A 20,138-nucleotide genomic window follows, 5' to 3' on the forward strand; every position below is an offset into this window, starting at 1 on the left:
TCATGGTCTACAAAATCCAGTTTCCTGTCAGCAATCGCCCGTCAGCGGCACCGCGAGAACGATCCGGGTACCACGGGGGCTTGCGGGAGTGATGCGCATTTCGCCCCGGAGTTGCTTCATCCGCGCGCGAATACTGAAGAGGCCATAGCCGCCGGTAGGGCCGAAACTTTTTGCCGGTTGGCTATTATCAAAGCCGATCCCGTCGTCCTCCACGATCAGCTCCAGGCACCCGGGATGGGGTTGCAGGGCGACGACCACGTTCTGTGCGTGTGCGTACCGAACCACGTTTCGCAGCAGTTCACGCGCGGCATTGAAAATGATAATCTCGACTTCCGGCGGCAAGACGCGCGTCTGTTCATTAGGCTCGAAGCGGATGGGAGTTCCGTGCTGCTGCCCAAACTGCGTGCACAACGCGTTCAGGCCGGCCGACAACCCGTGATTTTTCAGGACGGGCGAGGCCAGGTCGAACGTCAACGAGCGCAGGAGCGTCATGATATTTCCGGTCTCCTTCTCGGCCTCACCGATACTGGCGCGGAACCTCGCCGATGCTACCCTGCCGGGCGGCCAAAACAGCGCCATCTTTACGACGCAGAGCCGCTGAAGGATGTCTTCGTGGATTCCCTCGGCAATGCGCCGCCGCTCCCCCTCTTCGGCCACGGCCAACGCCGCCAGAAGGCGGAGGAGTTCCTGATTGGCATCCCGCAACTCGGCGGTGCGTTCGACCACCCGCTGCTCCAGTTTTTCGTTCGTATCACGCAGCGCTGTCTCCGCCTGAACACGCGTAGTAATGTCAATAAAGCTGATCAGGATTTCCGTGATATTCCCCTTGGCATCCAGGGTTGGAAAACCATTGACCAGCACCCAAGTCAGCGTCGCTTCGCCGGGCCTATAGATGCCGCATACTTGGTTCTTTATCGGCTTCTTGTCTTTTATAATCCGTTTAACCGGATTATGATCCAATGGTAGCGGCGCACGGGCTTCATTCGTTAATCTCCACGCCGGATCGATCGCCTTTTTCCCACGCATTTGGTCGTCGCTTAGCCCCAGTATTTCGGCGGCTCTCGCGTTATTAAGAACCACCGCGCTATCCGGGGCGTGACAAACCACGCCGGCTTCCAGATTCAGGAGCAAAGCGCTAAACTGTTCCACTCGCTTGAGCAAATCCGCCTCCGCCCGCATCTGCGCGGTTATGTCCCAGTTGGTGCCGAGCATCCGCAACGGAGTGCCCAGTTCGTCGCGGAACACCTTGGCCACGGCCTTAATGTGGCGAATTTCCCCGTCAGGCCAGATGACGCGGAATACCGTGTCGAATGGCTTTTCACCGGCGATCGCCTCCCTGACTTCCTGGTCCCCGCGCCCAAGGTCCTCTGGGTGTAATGACGCCCGCCACGCCTCTTCGGTGCCGACGAAGTCTTCGCGCCTGATACGGTAAAGCGCGAACATCGAATCGTCCCACACCATCTCTTGGGTAACCAGGTTCCAGTCCCAGATGCCGATGCCATTGTGGAGCGTGGCGAGAGCCAGGCGCTCTTCCTTTTCCAACAGCGTTTTTGTAGCCCCTTCGTTGCGATCGACCGCTTGCGACTGCGACGCGCCCAGTTCCGCCTTCACCCGACGCAGTTCATCGTTCAGCACATCCAGCTCGATTTGCTTCAAGCACAGTTCGTCGATCAGCTTCTGGCTGGTTTCGGGCGAAAGCGCCTCCGGGCTTTTTGGTGCCCCGGCGTTTTTCTCCCTGAATGCCGCTTCCACCCGCGCCCGCAATTCGGCGACGTCTAATTGATCAGCCGTGGCGTTAGTTGCCGATAACGGACTGGGCTTGCTGAGGCCTTGGACAGGACAGGTTTTCGCAGAGGATGGCGGGGAATTCAGCACGGGAAGGACAAGAAATTGCGTAAGCGAGCCAACAACAATGGATTTCTTACTAAACTAATAGCTTAAACGAACGGGGCTATTTTTAACGCCAAGCCGCCAAGACGCAAAGTTCTCAAAGTTCGCAAAGTATTACAAAGAAATGATTTCCTTGCGCTTCTTCGCGTCCTTGCGCCTTTGCGTTAAAGCCTAAAATCGGAACGTGAAGGGTATAGTTGAGATCCGTTCGATCAGCTAAGGTAAAAGCGTGCCACAGGTAGCATCGCTATAAGTTTCGATGCGTTCGTCGACGTGAGGGTGGCTGTTGCGAAGTCTGAGATACGTTCCGAAGTGAACAACTCGAACCGACATTCGCCCTATATGTGATACGCAGCACCTGTGTGGTTAATTACACTCGTTAAAAGCCAAACTCCATAGTGTCACCTATTAGGTGACACTACCTTAAGCTTTTGGGGGCCAAACTCCAGGGAGCAGACTGGAAGTTGTGAGCGGCGGCGCGAACACCGTCTATTTCTGGCGGTTACAAAATCACCTGTCGTAAAAGCCGATGACCGGCCCCGCCAGGGGCCGATCATCAGGCCCGGTCAGCTTGCAGGTTCGTCGGCTAGGCGGTCTTTCATGCGGTAGGATTTGCCCTCGATGACGACGGTCTGGGCCCGGTGCAGTAGGCGGTCCAGGATCGCCGCGGTGATGCCAGCGTCGTTGTTAAAGATCCCTGCCCAGTGTTTGTAGGCCTTGTTGGTGGTGACGATCAGCGAGCCGCGTTCGTAGCGTTGGCTGACGATCTGGAAGAGCAGGTCGGCCCCCGACTTGTCGAGCGGCAGGTAGCCGACCTCATCGAGCACGAGCACCGCAGGGGTCATGTAACGCTTTAACTCGGCTTGCAACCGGTGCAGGGACTGGGCGGTGACCAGGGCGTTGATCGCGTCCACCGCCGTCGTAAACAGCACCGTGTAACCCGCCTGGCAGGCCGCGTAGCCCAACGCGCTCGCGAGGTGTGTTTTACCGAGCCCCACACCACCGCAAAACACCGCGTTGGTGCGCTCCTTGACAAAGCCCAGTTCGAAGAGGTGCCGCACCTGCGCTTCGTTCAACTCCTTGGGCCAGTCCCACTGGAACTGGTCGACGGTTTTCTTGACCGGGAAGCGCGCCGCCTGGATACGCCGCTCCAGCGCCCGGATCTGGCGGTCCTGGGTCTCGGCCTGCACCAGTCGGCGTAAAAATTCGGCGTGCGAACAGCGCGCCTTGGCCGCCTCGGCGGTCAGTTCGCCGTGGTGACGCAACAGGTAACCGAGTTTCAGATACTTAAGCTGGTCTTTTAATAAATCGGGTTTTTCGGGTTCTGTTTTCATAGAGTGTAGGGGCTTAAATCCGGGGGACACAGTTCGAGTTCCAACGCGGCCACCGCGTCGGCGCGGGTGAGGTGGATCGGCCCGGCTTGCGGCAAGGCCCGCGCGCGTTGTTCGAGCAAGTTGAGGATGTAATCGCTGGAGTAGGCGCCGAGTTCATGGGCGCTTTCGATCGCCCGGCCGACTGCCTCCGTTCCATACAGGGCCACCAAACCCACGATAGTCGCCAGGTGGTGTCCCGCGTTGAGCCGGCGCTCCTCCAGCCCCCGTTGGTAGGCGGGTGCCGCCGGGCTCAGTTCCAAAAACCGTAGCCGCAGGCGCTGCCGCGCCCCCTGCCGTTTGCGCTCCTCGAGTTCGCGCACATGCTCGGGGTTTTCCACATCGGCGCGGCGGGCAAAACTGCGGGCATGCTCGGCCACCAGGGTGCGGTCCGCATAAAACCTCACCTGCGCCCCCTCGATCTGCGCGGTGAGTAGCGCCCCGGCAAACTTCGTGGGCACCGAGTAGCGGTTCGTTTCGATACTCACCCGGCACCGCCGCGACGCCCGCACGCTTAAGGTGCGCACCGCCGGACTGGCCACCGGGTTAAGCGGCAGGAGCGCAGCGCGCTCCTCGGGCAGCCGGTCCACCGGCCGGCCCTGGGTTTCAGCGTGCACGCGCACGTTGGCCACCGTTTCCAGCCACAAGCTGGCGGCCGGCCCCAGCTCGGTAAACCCATTCATCTGCCTCCCGCCAAGGAAGCTTTTTTTCACGTAACCCACCGCGTTTTCCACCATGCCCTTGGACTGCGGATGCCCCGGCCCGCACGCTTTTATCGTAAACCCGTAGTGCCGGGCAAAGTCCAGGTACTGGGCGTTGTACACCGGGTCGGTCCCGGGCACATGCGAGAGGACGGCCGTCTTGCAGTTGTCCACCATCACCTCGCGCGGCACCCCGCCGAGTTTTTCAAAGGCGCGCCGGTGACAGCCCAGCCACCACTCCTGGCCCTGCCCGAGGGTAAATTCCACATGCAGGAACCGGCTGTACCCCAAAACCATGACGAAAAAACTTAAAGCCCGCCGGGTGCCGTCCACCTCCACCGAGCCAAAGCTGCCCCAGTCCACCTGCGCGGTCTGGCCGGGGGCGAACTTGAGGGTAAGAAACGCCTCCAGGTTCCGCGGCCGCACCCGCCGCACGTAGTCTTTCAAAATTGAATACCCGCCCGTGTACCCCCGCTCGCGCACCTTTTGCCAGAGCTGCATGGCGGTGAACGGATGGGCCTCCAGCCACCGCGCGATCGCCGGCTTGTGCACGTCGAGCTTGCTTGGCCTAGGCACCTGCGCGGCCTGGCTGCGCGCGTACTTTTCCTGCGCCTGCCAGCGCCTCACCGTCTGCACGTGCAACTGGAGCGAGCGGGCGATTTGCGGCGCACTGTGTCCGGCCGCCTCCGCCTGTTTTATCCGGCAATACAGTTCGTAATTGATCACGCCCCCACCTCCCGGCTCGGCGACGGCGTTACCGCCAGCGTGTGCGTTGGCCTGCCCTGGTCCAAGGAGAGCACCTGGTAAAGTGGCGCGGCGTAGGCGATCACCCCGGCCTCGATTAACTGCCGGCGCGCCTCGACCAGGCCGTCCTCGCTGAGCGTGAGCAGCCGGGCCAGGGTGCGCGTGGCGTAGTAACTCAGCCCGTCGGCGTCGCCCACGGTGACCAGGACCAGATAGAGGCCCCAGGCGGGGGCACTGGCCCGCCCCAGGTAATTGCCCCGCACCAGCCGGTGGTCCAGCCAGCTAAACTGGGCCGGCGTGCGCCGGAGTTGTTCGCGATCGATCGGTTGTTTTTGCATAATCGGGCGGCTGGACGTCGATGCCCAGGATCACCCGCCCCCGGGATTGCAGGTGTCGCAGCATGGGTTCGAGGTCCTCTTGTAACGTCACTCCGGCGAACTGCGCGATAAGCCCCACGAGCACAGGGTTTTGCGACTCCCATCTGTCTTGTAACGGCACGCAGGGATTCGGTAACGCCACCTCGGCGACCGGCTCGGCTTTAGGCTGGTGCACAACGGATTGCGTAGTTGGGATGTCTTGTAACGCCACCCGCCGTCGCGGCCCCCTCCGCCTTGAGTACCCCGGATTGGCCTTCCGCCACTCCTGCACCCGTTGGACATTTTCTGGGCCTTTCCAGTGGTCGAGGTTCTCCGGCTTCGCCAACCATTTGGCCTGACTGGCCGCCCGGCTCGCCCGTCGGCATCCCGGCTTCCCGCAGTAGCGCTGACGCTCGCGGTTATGCGCGTCGGGCAGAAAGAAATCGGCACAGTGCAAACACTTGCGTGAACCGGTTGGATGCATCGCTGTGCATCCGCCAAGCGTCCCGCCGGTTCAATCTCCACCCATTCGCATCCCCCATATCCCCAGCCGGACAGGGAAGAAAACCCACCCACTGAAGAAGAGTTTCACTCTTTAAAATGGGAAGAAGATCCACCGAAGAAGAAGTGAATTCCTAACCGCCAGAAATAGACGCTTTCCCGCTCGCCGCTCACATGGAAGTCTGCGCTACTTTTTCGGCCACAGACGACACGGAGGTCGTCCCTCGTGTGCCCGGCATGGGCGTGAACTAAACACATGAAACGAAATGTTCGGGAAAAGTGACAACAACCGTAGCCAAGACCAAGGCGGGAGCCGCGAGGCACTCAGCACGAAAGAAGGAGGAGGCAAAAGTCCGACCGTAGGAACACGAACAGGCAGAGAGGCCGCGATGCGGGCGACAAGCGTGCTAGGAAACGCGAAGTCCAACCGTCACCGAAAGACGCATCGGGTAGAGCCTGACGGCGCGGATGGAGAGTTCACGCACCTTACCCGGGGAGGCCTGCCAAGCGAAAGCGAGGCAGGAGTCAGCAGAGGCCGTAGTAGTGAAGATACCCGCTTAACGGCGGGAGGAGCGAAGGGCCGAAGAGAAGGAGAAACGCGGATCGCCAGAAGTCCCCGAGGCAATGGGTGTTCAACGACAATCTGATTTCGACACTGACGACAATCGGGCCTCTCTCGCCGTTATTGGCCAACATCTACCTGCATCCGCTCGACACCGAGCTGGAGAAACGCGGGCTGTCGTTTGTGCGTTATGCCGACGACATCGCGATCTTCTGCGCAAGTGCGAGGTCGGCGCAGCGGGTGGAGGCCAGCGTGATCGCGTGGATCGAACGCGAGCTGAAGCTGCCGGTTAACCGGGCCAAAAGTGGCAGTGGTCCCAGCGATGGGACCGCGCTGCTCGGCTTCCGGTTGGAAAAAGACGGCACGATTCGGCTGGCGCCGAAAAGCGTGGACCGCCTCAAGGCCAAAGTCAGGGAACTGTGGGACGCACGCCAAAGCCTGACGAGCGAGGAGCTACGAGAGCAGTGGCTGCGATACATTAACGGATGGTGGGGTTACTTCCGGCTGACCGAGAGGCGCTGGGATGTGACCGACCTATCTGGCTGGATACGCCGCAACATGCGCAAATGCTTCTGGCAAAGATGGCACCACCCAAGGGGGCGACTCAACGCCCTGAAGCGGCTGGGACTGCGGGGAGAAATCCTCGGCATGGCCTACAGCGCGAAAGGAGCGTGGGCGATCGCCTGGCACTGGGTGATGACGAGTGCGCTGAAGAACAAGACGCTGAAACGCTACGGGTTTACCCTGCCGTGGGAAACGGCGACGACATAGGTCGTCCTCCGACTCAACCGCCGGATGCGAAAAACCGCACGTCCGGTGGTGTGGAAGGCTCACGGGGCGCAATCCCCGTGAGCCCATCCGATCAAAAGTCTAAATGCGAAGAGACGTTGGTATTACGGGACATCCCCGTCACACAACCTGTCGTGGTTACGACCATCACCGACGATGATCCTCGGACCCTGGAGGGGGAGGAGCGTTGATTTCACCGCTCTGCCAGCGATAAAGGCGAACGTCGCTAAAACTCCGTAGGCCTTGATCAAAACTGGCGGCCTCCGCGTTATCCGTAGCGGTCGAGGCGGCGAGGTAGGCATCACCAAAAGAAATTTTCTGGCCGGTGATCCGTGCCAACGCATCCAGCACGATTTCATCCTCCGGACAGGTGGCCACGCCAGTATGGAGAAATTCGGCGAGTATGCGGGCCGCCTCGGCGCGCGGGAGTCCATAGGCTCGGCTCAGCACATAAAAAACCTCCATCACGGTGATCGCGGAGACGATCAGTTCGATGTCTTCACTGGCCTGCGCCTGTTGAAACAGGGCAGCGGCTTGCAGGGATTGTAGCGGATCGTCATTGCGCAAAAATCGGAGTATGACGTTGGCATCAAGGTGGATCCGTTTCACGGGGCGTTGTTTTCAGCCCCGATCGCATCTACGGCCAACTCCCGCTCCTGCGGGTTGCGCGGTTGTGCTGAACCGGCCCGACCCAGCAGCGCCATCACATCAGGGGCGGGGCGCACGGATGCCGAGCCATCGGGGTTACTGGTCCAGATGACGCGTGAGGCGTGCCAACGCTTGCGAAACACGACTGGAATGGTGGTTTGCCCCTTACGACTGACTAAAGTCTTTACCATGTCAAAAAAGTAGGGGGTAGGGGTGTAACGTCAAGTGTTGGCCCTAGACTCAGACATCCTGACGCCCCTACGAGGCGAGAGACTGGATGCGGAATGTAGGTGAGACCATCCCCGACGAATCCAGTAGGGACTCCGTGTCTTTCTCTTTCCTCTTTATCTTTCTCTTTCCTCTTTATCTTAATCTTTCTCCCTCTGAATCCGTATTAGGCCGACAAATAAATTTCATAAAAACCTGTGGAATAGCTTTTTGTGTCGTTAACGGCGATTAGCGAAAGAGCCTGACGAAAGAGAAAGATTAAGAGGAACGAGAACGAGTCGATCCCCTCGGCCACGCCTTTAAACGGAATACTGGCGTCACGAAGATTCCACTCAGGCGTCAGGAGGCCCTAGACTCAATGGTGGTGCCCACCCGCACGAAACAAAACGAGGTTCTGCTGGTTATCGTTGGGTAAAAGCGACGGATTGAGCGGGACGACCTCAGTGTCGTCTGGATTGGCGAGAGCGGGAGGGCAACGAACGAACGAGAGAACGAGTAAGAGTAGGAGAACGAGAACGAGTCGGGGCGGGAGGGACGACCTCCGTGTCGTCCGAATTGAATCGCGGTTCAAGTCCCTGCATATCAGGTTTTTTCAGCTTTTCCCCACATCCCTTACTTACCTTTGCTGTTGGTCTCCGACCAGCGCCGGTTGGCCTCGATCACGTCCGTCAACATGTAGGCGCGGTCGTTGTCGAAGGTGATGCTCCAGTCTTTTTTCTGTGAAGGCAGGTCAAACACCCAAACCGCCGCCAGATCCACCTTCGCCGCCTCCATCGCCGGTATCAGTTCGCGGTAGCCCGTCTTCACCTTCTCCGGGGTGAATTTGCCGTTACTCGCCAAGCCGAACTCGCCGATAAAAAGCGGGCGCCGCGTCTCGGTCGCATAAGCTTTCAGCTGTTTTAGGTAGTCGGCCCAGCTTTTGGTCCACTGGCCACCGAGTTTTGAGACCTCCTCGTCGGCGTAAATGTGAATACTCACGGTGTCGTAGCCCGTCGGGTTCTGGCGTGGCAGCACCGCGCGCCACTGCTCCAGGGTGTCGGCCTTCCAGCTATTATTCTCGGTGTTGTTCCAGGCGGCGGGCCGGGGCAACGAATGGCCGGTGATGAGCGGACGAGTGCTATCCACTGCCCGCACGGCGGCGGCGAATTCAGCCAGGGCCACGGCGAGTTGGGTGCTTTTGAGGTCGTCGTTCGCGTCCTCACCGGGGCGCCGCAGGTCGGCGGCGTTGGGGAGGTCGACTTGGAGATTCCACTCGTTGCCAAACTCCCAGGCCAAAATGGCCGGCGAGGTTTTGTAGCGGGTCACCACTTCCCGCGTGTGGTCACGCATGATTGCCAGGGTGCGACTGTTGCGATCGCCCCAGGCTTGTTTGTGCTCGTCCACCGTTTTGTTAAGAAAGGTGCTCCAAAACAGCGAGGGAATCAGGCCGATGTGGTTCTGCTCGGCCGCCTGCACCACGCGATCCATTTGGGCGAAATGCGCCTCCTTGTTGGCGAGGTAACGCGCCCAGTCCGCCGCGCTAAAACAGCCCGCGTTGAAACGAACAAAAGGCACGCCGGCCTGGGCCAATTGCGCCAACCCCAACAGCGAGGACTCATTCGCGGGTTTGGCGGCAACCCGGGTGAACAAATCGTAGTAATTAACCCCCACGGCGCGGTACGGCTGACCCGCCCGGTAAAATTGGCCCGCCTGGACCGTGAGCCCGGGAGGCGGCTGCGGCTTGGGGGTGGTGGAGCCAGCCTGGACGGTGAGCCCGGGAGGCGGCTGCGGTTTGGGGGTGGGGGAGCCAGCCTGGACGGTGAGCCCGGGAGGCGGCTGCGGTTTGGGGGTTGGGGAGCCCGCCTGGACGGTGAGCCCCGGTGCCGGCTGCGGTTTGGGGGTGGGGGAGTGGCAGGCAGCGAGTAGCGCGAGGCCAGCACAGCTTGCGAAAATCCACAAACAGCGCCCTGACCCCATAGGTTTGCGCGCTATACTATTCATGTTTCGATTTTGGGCTTTAACGCAAAGGCGCAAGGACGCGAAAAAAAATCAAGGAAATCATTTATTTGTAATACTTTGCGAACTTTTAGACTCTACGGCTTTGCGTTAAAAATAGCCCCGTTCGTTTAAGCTATGGGTCTTACATGGCGCCCCGGTCCTTGGCGTGCACCTTCGGCGCCGTCGGCGCGGCCTTGTTCGTGGCTGCATCGGCCTTGCTGGACGTCGGCATCGGGGCGTTGGTCGACTTGCGCCAGGCGATCAGGCGTTCGTGCAGTTCCTTGGCCTTTTCGGGGTTTGTCGCCGCGAGGTTCTTGGTCTCACCGAGGTCGTCCTTGAGGTTGTACAGTTCGAGGTGACCGTCCTCGAGGAATTCCATCAACTTCCAATCCCCCATCTGGACGAGGCTGACCGGCAACGAGCGCCAGAGACCGGGGCCGGACCCGAGGTAACCGGGGAAGTGCTGGAAGATCGCATCGCGCTTCAGGGCCGACGACTTACCGATCAGCAGCGGCAGGAGGCTCTCGCCGTCGAGGACCTGGCGCGGCTTGGCGGCGCCGGCAAGTTCGAGCAGCGTGGGGAAGAGGTCGACGTGCGCGGTCGGCGTCCCGAGCGCGGCGCCCGCTGCGACCTTGCCGGGCCAGCGGACGATGAACGGCACGCGGACGCCGCCTTCGTAGAGGCTGCCTTTGCCGCTGCGCAGCGGGGTGTTGTCGGTGATGCCGCCGCCGCTTTCTTCTTCGTCCGCGGCCTTCGCCTTCTTGACCTTGGCTTCATAGCCGGGTTCGCGGATCAGCCCGTCGGGCCGGTCGTAGCCGCCGACGCCGCCGTTGTCGCTTGAGAAGATAACCACGGTGTTTTCCGCAAGCTTGAGCTCCTCGAGCTTGGCCATCACGCGGCCGACGCTTTCGTCGACGCTCGCGATCATCGCGGCGAAGGTGGGGCTGTTATGACCGCCGACGCCGGGCTTACCCTTGAACTTGGCGGTCAGGTCGGCTTTGGCTTGGAGCGGAGTGTGTACCCCGAAGTGTGGCAGATAGAGCAGGAAAGGCCGGTCCTTGTTGCGGGCGATGAAGTCCACCGCCCGGTCCGTCAGCCAGTCGGCCAGGTAGATGTCGGCCGGGTATTCCGTCGGCGGGTTGACCTTGAATTTGTAGTGCAAGCCCATCGTGACCAGAGCTTCGTCGAAGCCGCGTTTCGCCGGATGCAGTGGGCCGCCCTCGCCGATGTGCCACTTCCCGAACATGCCGGTCGCGTAGCCGGCCTTCTTGAGCTGATCCGCGAAAGTGTCGCGGTCCAGCGGGAGGTTCACGACGTTGTCGACCGGACGCAGCGGGCGTTTCGACCAGTCGAAGCGGTCGGTGCTGCCCACCGTGTACATCCCCGTGCGGGCGCTATACTGGCCGCTCAGCAGCGCCCCGCGCGTCGGCGCGCAGTTCTGGGAAACGTGGTAGTTAGTCAGCCGCATGCCCTGGGCGGCGAGCCGATCGAGGTTCGGCGTCTCGTAATATTTGCTCCCGTAACAGGCCAGGTCGGTCCAGCCGAGGTCATCGGCCAGCACGAAGATGATGTTGGGCGGACGATCCGCGGCGCGGAGCGGCACGAACAGGCCGGCGAGCAGCAACCCGAGGAGAGGAAAGGAGGTGGGGAGCGCCACGGCTAACCGTTTTATTTGATTCATGTTGGGTCTTTTATGTTGGTTCTTCGCCCGTTCCAGTGGGTAGCTAAAGCGAAATCAAGACGCCGGATTTTTTAACCGCTAATGAACGCTAATGGACGCTAAAGAAACAAGGATTCCTCGCTCATTAATTAGCGTATATTAGCGTTCATTAGCGGTTTAAAATCCGTGGATGGATGCTTGGCCGGCTGGTCGCGCCAGACTTGGTTGGCGCAGTGGTAGGTGGGTTTTGATTCGTATGAATGCAAAGTGGTATAACAAATGATTGCGTCCGTCTTCGCGCAACTTCGCGAGCCTTCGCGGTTAAATGGATCGAGGCCTTAGTTTTTGTGTCATTTTGTGTTTTTTGTGGCCAAAGGATTGGGGGCGACCCACCGAAAACGTCGAGGGGCCTTTATATTATACCATTCACGTTTCGATTTTAGGCTTTAACGCAAAGGCGCAAGGACGCGAAGAAGCGTAAGTAAAGCACTCCTTTGTAATGCTTTGCGAACTTTGCGTGTGCGACCATGAAACTAACAACCATAACAGTGAAAGTCTGTTCGACCGAATTTAACGATTCGCGGTCGAAGGGTCCGGTCACGGATGCAGGCCGCGAGGCCTCGCCGGAAAGCACGACCGTGTGCCCGAACCAGTCAGCCGCAATGAAGATGAACCCCATCCAATGAGCTCCGAAAGCGCAAATCCTAGTGAGCCGAGCCGCTACGCAAACGGTGAAGGTTGTCAGGGTCGGGCAGGGCAGTCTCGCAAGGACGTAGGACCCAAATCGTTGCTGTCCGATCAACACACTGGCGGAGTCAGCGGGGGCGGCGGGTTGGGAAAGGATGTTAGGTTAAGTGGTGAGACCTGCCACGGTGGGGCGTCTTGCGATGCCTCAACCACCGGCACAAGCGCGGCAAAACCTCGTAAGGCCGGACGGGCCGTGGCAGGAGTCGGAGACCTCCATAGTAGTGATGATCTGGCGGACATTAAAACCGCCGGGGAGCGACGGGAGGGCACTTGTTCCCACGCATCACAGAGCGGCAAAGGACCCGACGATGGCTGGGGTGATGAACTCTGGATAAAAACGTCACCGAAGGTTCGGAAGCTGCAACGTGTGCTATATCGGAAAGCAAAAGCGGAGCCGCATTGGCGGTTCTATAGTTTGTATGGAGAGCTGTATCGGCAGGACATTCTGTCGGATGCGCTCGATCAGGTGATCGCCAATGACGGCGTGCCGGGAGTGGACGGGTTCGAGGTGGAAACGCTCGCAAAGAACGAAGCCTATCGGGCGGCATGGCTGCTTGCGCTGGCGGAGGAAATGCGAACGAAAACCTACCGACCCAGTCCGGTCCTGCGCGTCTATATATGGAAGGATCAGGCCAGGACCAAACGTCGTGCGCTGGGCATCCCCACGGTAAAAGACCGTGTGGTGCAAAGTGCGGCGGCGATCGTGTTGCAACCCATCTGGGAGGCGGACTTCCATGACCACTCCTACGCCTACCGGCCGAAACGCCGGACCCATCAGGCGATGGACAAAGTTAAAGAGGCCCTGCTGAGCGGAAAGGTGGAGGTGGTGGACGCGGACCTATCGAGCTACTTCGATTTGATCCCGCATCGCCAACTCCTGCGACTGGTGGCCAAGCGGGTGAGCGATGGGAGCGTGTTGCGCCTGCATCAAGCCCGCAAGTCGGATTCAGGACTGGTTACTTGGCGCAAACCTGAGTGGAACAAGCGCATAGATAAAAATGAGTGGGACGAACTGCCGCAGATCCTCCAGCTGCGGGTGGTTCGTTTTCAGGTCGTGATCCCAGGCTTCCGCACCCAACACATTGGCTTGGTCACCACGCTGCTCGACGAAGTTGCCTATCCGGATTCGGTTCTGGCCGATCTGTTTCGTCGCCGCTGGCAGGTGGAACTTTTTTTTCGCGACATCAAAACCACCCTGGCCTGGATGTGTTACGCACCAAAACCCCGGAGATGATCGAGCGTGAAATCATCGTCCAGACAATCGCTTGCAACTTGATCCGCGCCCGGATGCTTGAAGCAGCCAAACAACATGATGTGCCTCCGCTACGCATGTCGTTCAAAGGGACCGTCGGCGTCCTGCGCACCTTGCCCCTTTATACAGTCCGGACAATAAAAAGGCGTCGCAGCGCTAGGAAGATCTACTGCTGGCCCTCGCCTCCGCCCCCGTGCCGCTTCGCCCGGACCGCAGCGAACCACGGGCGGTCAAGCGCCGCCCCAAATCCTATCAATTACTCACCCGCCCCCGCCACGAAATGCGCGTATCCACTTCTCGGCGTCAGAAATTGACGATAACACCCCTTAACTAAGCGCCATTCGGGTCTGGGTACATTGGCGCTGGGCCGCACCCAAGTTCTTGCGTCAAACCTTCGTGGAATGGGCCGGCCAGACGGTCCTGCGTTGAGCTTGGGCCCATGCGTTTTATCAGCGCCAAAAAGCCGCCGGCAAGGGGCACCACGCCATCCTTCGCGCCCTGGCCTTCAAATGGATTCGTATCCTGTGGCGCTGCTGGAAAGACAACGTCCCCTATGACGAAACACGCTACCAAGCCTCACTGGCCAAGCGCGGTTCTCCCTTGGCCAACGCAGCCTAAAAAAACTCCAAAAATGCCTTGATCGGAGTACCTCAGCTTTTGCGCTACATTCGGAGGCGGATACCGCCCAATACGCTTGCGAGCCTGCGCGCCTCGCGGCATTCGCTTTTCCCACTCCATGATCACCGATACCCGTTACACCCAACTCGCCGAGGGCCTCACCGGATTTTCCTGCGAACTCAAAAAGGGCGAACGCGTCCTCATCGACGCCTTTGACGTCCCCGAGGCCGTGGTCATCGCCCTCATCCGCGCCACCCGCGCCCTCGGTGCCTTGCCATACGTTAATCTCCACCGCGCCCGCGTCACCCGCGAGCTCATGCTCGGTGCTGAGGAGGCTCAATACGCGCCCCAGGTCGAAATCGAGTATGCCCGTATGCAGAAAATGGACGCCTACATCGCCCTGCGTGGCTCGGATAATATTTTCGAAAACTCCGACATCCCTTCCTCCCGCGTCCAACTGGTCTCGAAGCTCATGAAGCCCGTGCTCGACCACCGCGTGAACAAGACCAAGTGGGTCGTGCTGCGCTGGCCGACTTCAGCCATGGCCCAGCAGGCCGGGCTGAGCACCGAGGCGTTCGAGGACTTTTATTTCAAGGTCTGCACGCTCGACTACTCCCGCCTGATCCCCGGCATGAACGCGCTCAAGGCGCTCATGGACAAAACCGACCAGGTTCACATCAAAGGCCCGGGCACCGACCTGAAGTTTTCGATCAAGGGCATCGGCTCACGCACCTGCGGCGGCCGCCACAACATCCCCGATGGCGAAGTGTTTTCCTGCCCCGTGAAGGACAGCGTCGAGGGCGTCATTTCCTACAACGCCCCCACGGTTTACCTCGGCACTTCCTTCGATAACATCCGCCTGGTTTTCAAAAAGGGTAAAATCGTCGAGGCCACCGCTAACAACACCAAGCGCCTCAACGAGATTCTGGATAGCGACCCCGGCGCGCGTTTCATCGGCGAATTCGCCCTCGGTTTTAACCCCCACATCCTGGAGCCGATGCGCGACATCCTGTTCGACGAGAAGATCGCCGGTTCCTTCCATTTCACCCCCGGACAGGCCTACGAAGGCGTGGGCAACGGCAACAAGTCCCAAGTTCACTGGGACATGGTCAGCATCCAGCGCCCCGAGTGGGGTGGCGGCGAAGTTTGGTTCGACGGCAAACTCATCCGCAAGGACGGCCTGTTTGTGCCCAAGTCGCTGCACAAGTTGAACCCCGAATACCTGCTCGGGAAGAAGTGAGTTTTTTGCCCACGAAACACACGAAATGACACGAAGGCAGAGCGGCAGAGCGGAGTTTTTAACCGCGAAGTCGAGCCGAAGACTCGCTAAGTCCGGAATGGGGATCGGGCTAATCGATCCCGTTTTTTTGCCCACGGAACACACGGAATACACGGAAATCGGAACTCTTTTTTCAGTGTGTTCCGTGTATTCCGTGGGCACCTGGTTTTAATGGATTTCATCCAATCACTCCCCAAGACCGAGACGCACCTGCACATCGAAGGCGCGCTGCCTTACGAACTGCTGAATGCGTGGCAGCCGGATAACTACCCCGCATCTCCGCACTTTCACGCGGCTGATTTCCGTTACGCTTCGTTCCCCGCGTTCGACGAAATACTTCTTGGCCACGCCCTGCCGTGGTTTGTCTCAGCGGAACGTTATTACGAAGCAGCGACGGCGATTTTCGCCAAACAAGTCGCGCAAAACGTGCGCTACGTGGAGACCAGTTTTCACCTGCCGGTGGGCGGCTTTATCAATACGCCCCCTCGCGAGATTTTGGCCGCCCTGCGCGCCGCCGTTCCGCCCGGACTAGAGGTGCGATTTTTCGCCGGCATGCTCCGCACCGATTACGCGGGACCGATGCAGGCGGTGATCGATGGTCTGGTGAATTGGGACGAGCTCGCCGGCGTCGATTTACACGGCAACGAAGCCACCCCAACCGAGGCGTGGACTGCTCCGGTGTGGGCCCGGTTACGGGCTGCGGGTAAGGTCACCAAGGTTCATGCGGGTGAGTTCGACGGGGCGCACCGCGTACGCGAGGCGATCGAGCAACTCGGCTCCACCCGCATCCAGCACGGCGTGCGCGCCATCGAAGATCTGGCGGTTGTGGCGCTGGCCGTTGAGCGCGGAGTGACCTTTGATGTCTGCCCGCTGAGTAACGTGAAACTGCGTGTGGTCCCGTCGCTTGCCGCGCACCCGTTGCGCACGCTCCTGCAAGCGGGTGTGCGCTGCACGGTCAGTACCGACGACCCGCTGGTTTTCGCCAACACGCTCAATGGCGAATACGCCGCACTTGCCACCGAGGCGGGGTTTACCCGAGGGGAGCTGGCCCAGTTGGCCCGTAACGGCTGGGCGGTAGCCGACGTGCCTGTGGCAACCCGTGCGGCGATGCTAGCCGAGATCGAGCGCGTGGTCAGCGGGTAGCCCTCATTCGCGGTCAAGGTGAGCCCACGGGCAAAACTTCGCTGAGCTCACGCTCAGGGCCACGGGAACGAGCCAAGCTGAGGCAAAACTCCTCGTGGCCTCGAGCGTGAGCTCAAGGTCTGGGCATGGACCGAAAAAACTCCCTGAGCTCACGCTCAGGGCCACGGGAGCGAGCTAAGCTGAGGCAAAACTCCTCGTGGCCTTGAGCGTGAGCTCAAGGTCTGGAACACAGTTTTAGGGATAAAAAAAGTCCGGCCCGGTAAAAACCGGGCCGGACTTGAGGCCGACTGAGCCAGTGGGGCTATGACGAGTAAACCTCAGGCCACCGGCTTGAGCGTGGCGCAGAACTTGGCCAAACGGCTCACGCCCTTGGCGATGATTTCATCGCTGGTGGCGTAGCTGAGGCGCAGGTAGCCTTCGGCTCCGAACGCACTGCCTGGCACCGCAGCGACTTTCTCGGTCTCCAAGAGGCGGGCACAGAACTCGGCCGAACTCAGGCCGAAGCTGGAGATGTTGGGGAACAGATAAAACGCACCCTCGGCGAGCAGGCACTTGATGCCGGGGATTTTGTTGAGCTCGGCGTGGAGGAATTTCCGGCGACGATCAAAGGCGACCAGCATGGTTTTCAGCGCGGCGTCGGTTTTGTCCTTTTCCTTGAGTGCGGCAACCGCGCCGTATTGGGCGAAGGTCGTGGCATTGGAGGTCATCTGGCTTTGCAGCTCAGCAATGGCCTTGGCGATGGGCGCAGGGGCCACCGTGGTGCCGAGGCGCCAGCCGGTCATCGCGTAGGTTTTGGCAAAACCGGAGACGATGATCGTGCGGGCAAAGGCTTCGGGGCTGAACGAGGCGGGGCTGTAGTGCTTGGCTCCATCATAGGTGAGATGCTCGTAGATCTCATCCGACATGATGTAGAGGTTGTGCTTGAGCGCCACGGCGGTGAGCGCTTCCAGCTCGGGCTTGGTGTAAACCGCGCCGGTCGGGTTGGACGGCGAGTTGATGATGAGCAGCTTGGTCTTCGGGGTGATCGCCGCTTCCAGTTGCGCGGGCGTGAGTTTGAAGCCGGTGGTGTCATCGGCGAGAACCAGCTTGGGCGTGGCGCCGGCCAGTTTAACCATCTCCGGGTAACTGACCCAGAACGGGGCGGGAATGATCACCTCGTCGCCGGGGGAACAGACGGCCAGGATCGTGAGGTAGCAGGAGAACTTGCCGCCCGGGGAAACGATGAACTGTGAGGGGGCATACTTCAGGCCGTAGTCGGCGAGGTATTTGTCGGCAAGGGCCTGGCGCAGGGGCTCAATGCCGGGCGTGGGGGCATACTTGGTCTTGCCGGATTTGAGCGCGGCGATGCACGCGTCTTTGATGTGCTCGGGTGTGTCGAAGTCGGGCTCGCCGGCGGCAAAGCCGCAGACATCTTCGCCTGCAGCGGCGAGTGCCTTGGCCTTGGCATCGACGGCAAGCGTCGGCGAAGGCGATACGTTAAGGGCCCAGGTGGAAAGCGGAGCAGGTGCTTGGCTCATGAATTAAAAAGGAGAGCAAAAAATGCGGACATAAGAAAGGCAAGCCCCGCGGACAGCGGAAACTTGCCTGGAAGTTGGCGGCTAATTGACCGCTGACGACGGTGGTTATTTGGTTTTTTTCTTCGGGGCGACGGCCACTGCGCTCTTGGCGGGCAGGGTATCGATGGCCACGCGCAGCAGTTCGCCGACACTGACCTTCTTTTTCTTCGCGGCCTTGACGAGGAGGGCCTTGGTCTGCGCGGGCAGGCGAACCGAAATCTGGCGGTGTTCGGGCGCATCGGACTCGTAGAGGCTGATGTCGAACTGGCTGATCGCATGGCGAATGACCTCGCTGGTGCTCTTGAGGCCGAGCTTTTTGCGGTGGGTTTCGATCTTGTCGATTAACGAAACGGGGAGATCAAATGTGAGCGGTGCCGGAGGCGGGGTGGTTTTTTTGGCCATGGAAGAGTGGTCTAGTTAAGATCCCAATAGCAGGGAAAAGTTCGTTTTGACCAAGGCTAAACAGCCTGGGTGCTTCAATAAAATTTAAAACCAACGGGTTTCAGGAACTCGGCGTGGAGGCGGGCGTCTCTAGCGCGGCCGCGATGAGTGCATAGGCCTGTGGCGGTGTCTCGACGACCTGCCAGGCGCGCGTGGCAATTGACGTTTCGACTTCTCGGCCGTGGTGGATGAGCACGGTGCGCACGCCCGCTTCGGCTCCACCGAGTACGTCGGCATCAGCATCACCGGAATAGAGCGCTTGGTGCGGTTGCACATCGAGGCGGGCGAGAATCTCCAGCAGGCCGCCCGGGTGGGGTTTGTGCGTCGGTAAGTCATCGCCGCAGACCACGGTGGTGAAAAATCCGGCGAGATTGTGGGCGGTTAAAAGCGACTCGGTCGTACCCCGATCGCGGCCCGTCCAGATCGCCAAACGGAGCCCGCTGGAGTGCAGCATTTCCAGAAGGCTTCTCATGCCATCGAAGGGCTGCACGAGAGAGCCGTTTTCGAAGCCAAAAGACTCCAGTCGGCGCAGGGCTTCACCGGCTTTGGCCTCATCGCCGATGAGCTCCAAAAAGGTGCGTTCTGGCGGGCCGCCCAAACGCTGGAAAATCCCCGCCATATCCAGATCAGGCCTAAATGGCGCCAACGCGTGGGCGAAGGCCCGCATCACCAGCGGCATTGAGTCGATCAAGGTGCCATCGAGGTCGAAAATGACCGCGCGAATTCCAGTCAAACGTTCAGGAGACGAATTGGGTCGTGTGCTCATGGTGTGAGGCGGTGGATACGCTCGGCTGGTGGTGGTGTGATGGCGCCGCCCAATGCGGTGGAATCAAATAGTGCGCCGGAAAAATCGAGGCCGAGGGCCGCGCCGGTCACAACAAACTGGGTTTTGTTGCGCGTGGCCTCGTCGCGCAAATCAATGGTTTTTACCATCCACTGATCGTCCACCTTTTTGAGGTCGAGCACCGTGATGGATTTCAGAACGCGTTCCTCGGTCCCGATTTGCTGGGCCTGCACCAAGGCGCCGAATTGGGTATCCAAATAAACGCGGACTCCGCTCAGTTCGGGTTTGAGCGCAACGATGTCGGCCGGCGGATAAACGAGAAACACGTGGGCGGGGCGGCCGCGAACCGGGGCGACACCCTCGAAGACAAAGTCATTCCAATAAAGGAATGGCATCTGCAGGTCGAAGGCGGTGAGGTCGGTGCCCGCGAGCGGAGCGAACAAGGCGGACGGATCCAGCGCGCCGGGGAGCGTGGCTGTGGCCGCAGTGCCAGCGATCCAGACGGAACCGGTGGCGCCGTTTTGCACGAGCAGGCGGCGGGCGGAAGCGCCCTCGACGGCGGGTAATTCCACGCGTGAGACCGGACCGATTTCATTGCGGCTGCCCCAGAGGCGACCTCCCTTGACGACGTGCGTCTCGCCGCGCCGGGGCAATACGTGGAGTTCAAACTCCAGGAAGTAATCGCCAGAGATTCCCTGGAGGCGGAAGTTTTCGAGGATTTTACGGCCCTCGCCTTGGTCGGGCTGACCAAATTGCACGTATCGAGCCGGTGGGCGGTAACGTTTGGATTGGCCCCACGATTCGAGTGGAGTCAGCGCGCTAAAAACAACAAGGCAGGCGAACAAAGTCGTCTGCCTTGAATGACTCGTCCGAAGGGACGCGAGGTACACGC

Annotated in this window: 16 protein-coding genes; 4 read left to right on the top strand and 12 right to left on the bottom strand. The window is 60.1% G+C overall.

The genetic code is table 11. The features are described 5' to 3' along the window. Positions 1 to 27: 27 nt before the first annotated feature. From H2170_00835 to H2170_00850, 4 genes are all read right to left on the bottom strand, one after another. Complete coding sequence (locus H2170_00835; protein ID MCS6298636.1) at positions 28 to 1,875, bottom strand: PAS domain-containing protein; 1,848 nt, start codon at positions 1,873 to 1,875, stop codon at positions 28 to 30. Positions 1,876 to 2,456: 581 nt separating this feature from the next. Continuing rightward, on the bottom strand, positions 2,457 to 3,224 hold the full coding sequence (locus H2170_00840) for an ATP-binding protein (protein MCS6298637.1): 768 nt from the start codon (positions 3,222 to 3,224) through the stop codon (positions 2,457 to 2,459). After that, on the bottom strand, positions 3,221 to 4,687 hold the full coding sequence (locus H2170_00845) for an IS21 family transposase (GenBank protein MCS6298638.1): 1,467 nt from the start codon (positions 4,685 to 4,687) through the stop codon (positions 3,221 to 3,223). Before H2170_00845 ends, H2170_00840 begins: the two co-directional genes overlap by 4 nt. Continuing rightward, positions 4,684 to 5,043, bottom strand: coding sequence for a hypothetical protein (locus tag H2170_00850; protein ID MCS6298639.1), 360 nt, complete (start codon positions 5,041 to 5,043; stop codon positions 4,684 to 4,686). Before H2170_00850 ends, H2170_00845 begins: the two co-directional genes overlap by 4 nt. A 1,147-nt stretch (positions 5,044 to 6,190) precedes the next feature. On the opposite strand from H2170_00850, the gene H2170_00855 reads away from it, so the two are divergent. Beyond that, entirely contained in the window at positions 6,191 to 6,895 is a 705-nt protein-coding gene (locus H2170_00855) for an RNA-directed DNA polymerase (Reverse transcriptase) (GenBank protein ID MCS6298640.1), read from the top strand. Positions 6,896 to 7,060: 165 nt separating this feature from the next. Here H2170_00855 and H2170_00860 read toward each other — a convergent pair whose 3' ends face one another. The 4 genes from H2170_00860 to H2170_00875 all read right to left on the bottom strand — a co-directional run bounded on the left by H2170_00860 (position 7,061) and on the right by H2170_00875 (position 11,447). Next, complete coding sequence (locus H2170_00860) at positions 7,061 to 7,522, bottom strand: PIN domain-containing protein (GenBank protein MCS6298641.1); 462 nt, start codon at positions 7,520 to 7,522, stop codon at positions 7,061 to 7,063. Continuing rightward, a complete protein-coding gene (locus tag H2170_00865; GenBank protein MCS6298642.1) occupies positions 7,519 to 7,752 on the bottom strand; it encodes a hypothetical protein in 234 nt (77 codons plus the stop codon). The genes H2170_00860 and H2170_00865 overlap by 4 nt, the downstream gene beginning before the upstream one ends. Before the next feature lie 649 nt (positions 7,753 to 8,401). Then, the gene (locus H2170_00870) at positions 8,402 to 9,439 is read right to left on the bottom strand and encodes a cellulase family glycosylhydrolase (protein ID MCS6298643.1); all 1,038 of its coding nucleotides are present in this window, start codon (positions 9,437 to 9,439) and stop codon (positions 8,402 to 8,404) included. Positions 9,440 to 9,908: 469 nt separating this feature from the next. After that, positions 9,909 to 11,447, bottom strand: coding sequence for a sulfatase (locus tag H2170_00875; protein ID MCS6298644.1), 1,539 nt, complete (start codon positions 11,445 to 11,447; stop codon positions 9,909 to 9,911). Between the two features lie 1,141 nt (positions 11,448 to 12,588). Here H2170_00875 and H2170_00880 point away from each other — a divergent pair. From H2170_00880 to H2170_00890, 3 genes are all read left to right on the top strand, one after another. Next, on the top strand, positions 12,589 to 13,407 hold the full coding sequence (locus tag H2170_00880; GenBank protein MCS6298645.1) for a transposase: 819 nt from the start codon (positions 12,589 to 12,591) through the stop codon (positions 13,405 to 13,407). A gap of 754 nt (positions 13,408 to 14,161) precedes the next feature. Then, positions 14,162 to 15,283 carry an aminopeptidase gene (locus tag H2170_00885; protein MCS6298646.1) on the top strand — a complete coding sequence of 374 codons (1,122 nt, stop codon included), beginning with the start codon at positions 14,162 to 14,164 and terminating at the stop codon, positions 15,281 to 15,283. Between the two features lie 210 nt (positions 15,284 to 15,493). Then, positions 15,494 to 16,465 carry an adenosine deaminase family protein gene (locus H2170_00890; GenBank protein MCS6298647.1) on the top strand — a complete coding sequence of 324 codons (972 nt, stop codon included), beginning with the start codon at positions 15,494 to 15,496 and terminating at the stop codon, positions 16,463 to 16,465. 317 nt (positions 16,466 to 16,782) lie between these two features. On the opposite strand, the gene H2170_00895 is transcribed toward H2170_00890, so the two are convergent. The 4 genes from H2170_00895 to H2170_00910 form a co-directional block, all read right to left on the bottom strand. Beyond that, positions 16,783 to 17,982, bottom strand: coding sequence for a pyridoxal phosphate-dependent aminotransferase (locus H2170_00895; GenBank protein ID MCS6298648.1), 1,200 nt, complete (start codon positions 17,980 to 17,982; stop codon positions 16,783 to 16,785). Positions 17,983 to 18,087: 105 nt separating this feature from the next. Beyond that, a complete protein-coding gene (locus tag H2170_00900; protein ID MCS6298649.1) occupies positions 18,088 to 18,423 on the bottom strand; it encodes a ribbon-helix-helix protein, CopG family in 336 nt (111 codons plus the stop codon). Between the two features lie 100 nt (positions 18,424 to 18,523). Beyond that, entirely contained in the window at positions 18,524 to 19,228 is a 705-nt protein-coding gene (locus tag H2170_00905; GenBank protein MCS6298650.1) for an HAD family hydrolase, read from the bottom strand. Next, complete coding sequence (locus H2170_00910; protein MCS6298651.1) at positions 19,225 to 20,136, bottom strand: outer membrane lipoprotein-sorting protein; 912 nt, start codon at positions 20,134 to 20,136, stop codon at positions 19,225 to 19,227. The genes H2170_00905 and H2170_00910 overlap by 4 nt, the downstream gene beginning before the upstream one ends. Positions 20,137 to 20,138: the final 2 nt, after the last annotated feature.

The organism is Opitutus sp. (genome assembly GCA_024998815.1).
Taxonomy (GTDB): Bacteria; Verrucomicrobiota; Verrucomicrobiia; order Opitutales; family Opitutaceae; genus Rariglobus.

What these genes read in the sequence shown, in the direction of transcription:
- H2170_00865 (MCS6298642.1), bottom strand. Translation starts at nt 7,752, where the DNA reads ATGGTAAAGACTTTAGTCAGTCGTAAGGGGCAAACCACCATTCCAGTC.
- H2170_00850 (MCS6298639.1), bottom strand. Translation starts at nt 5,043, where the DNA reads ATGCAAAAACAACCGATCGATCGCGAACAACTCCGGCGCACGCCGGCC.
- H2170_00890 (MCS6298647.1), top strand. Translation starts at nt 15,494, where the DNA reads ATGGATTTCATCCAATCACTCCCCAAGACCGAGACGCACCTGCACATC.
- H2170_00885 (MCS6298646.1), top strand. Translation starts at nt 14,162, where the DNA reads ATGATCACCGATACCCGTTACACCCAACTCGCCGAGGGCCTCACCGGA.
- H2170_00875 (MCS6298644.1), bottom strand. Translation starts at nt 11,447, where the DNA reads ATGAATCAAATAAAACGGTTAGCCGTGGCGCTCCCCACCTCCTTTCCT.
- H2170_00900 (MCS6298649.1), bottom strand. Translation starts at nt 18,423, where the DNA reads ATGGCCAAAAAAACCACCCCGCCTCCGGCACCGCTCACATTTGATCTC.
- H2170_00895 (MCS6298648.1), bottom strand. Translation starts at nt 17,982, where the DNA reads ATGAGCCAAGCACCTGCTCCGCTTTCCACCTGGGCCCTTAACGTATCG.
- H2170_00905 (MCS6298650.1), bottom strand. Translation starts at nt 19,228, where the DNA reads ATGAGCACACGACCCAATTCGTCTCCTGAACGTTTGACTGGAATTCGC.
- H2170_00840 (MCS6298637.1), bottom strand. Translation starts at nt 3,224, where the DNA reads ATGAAAACAGAACCCGAAAAACCCGATTTATTAAAAGACCAGCTTAAG.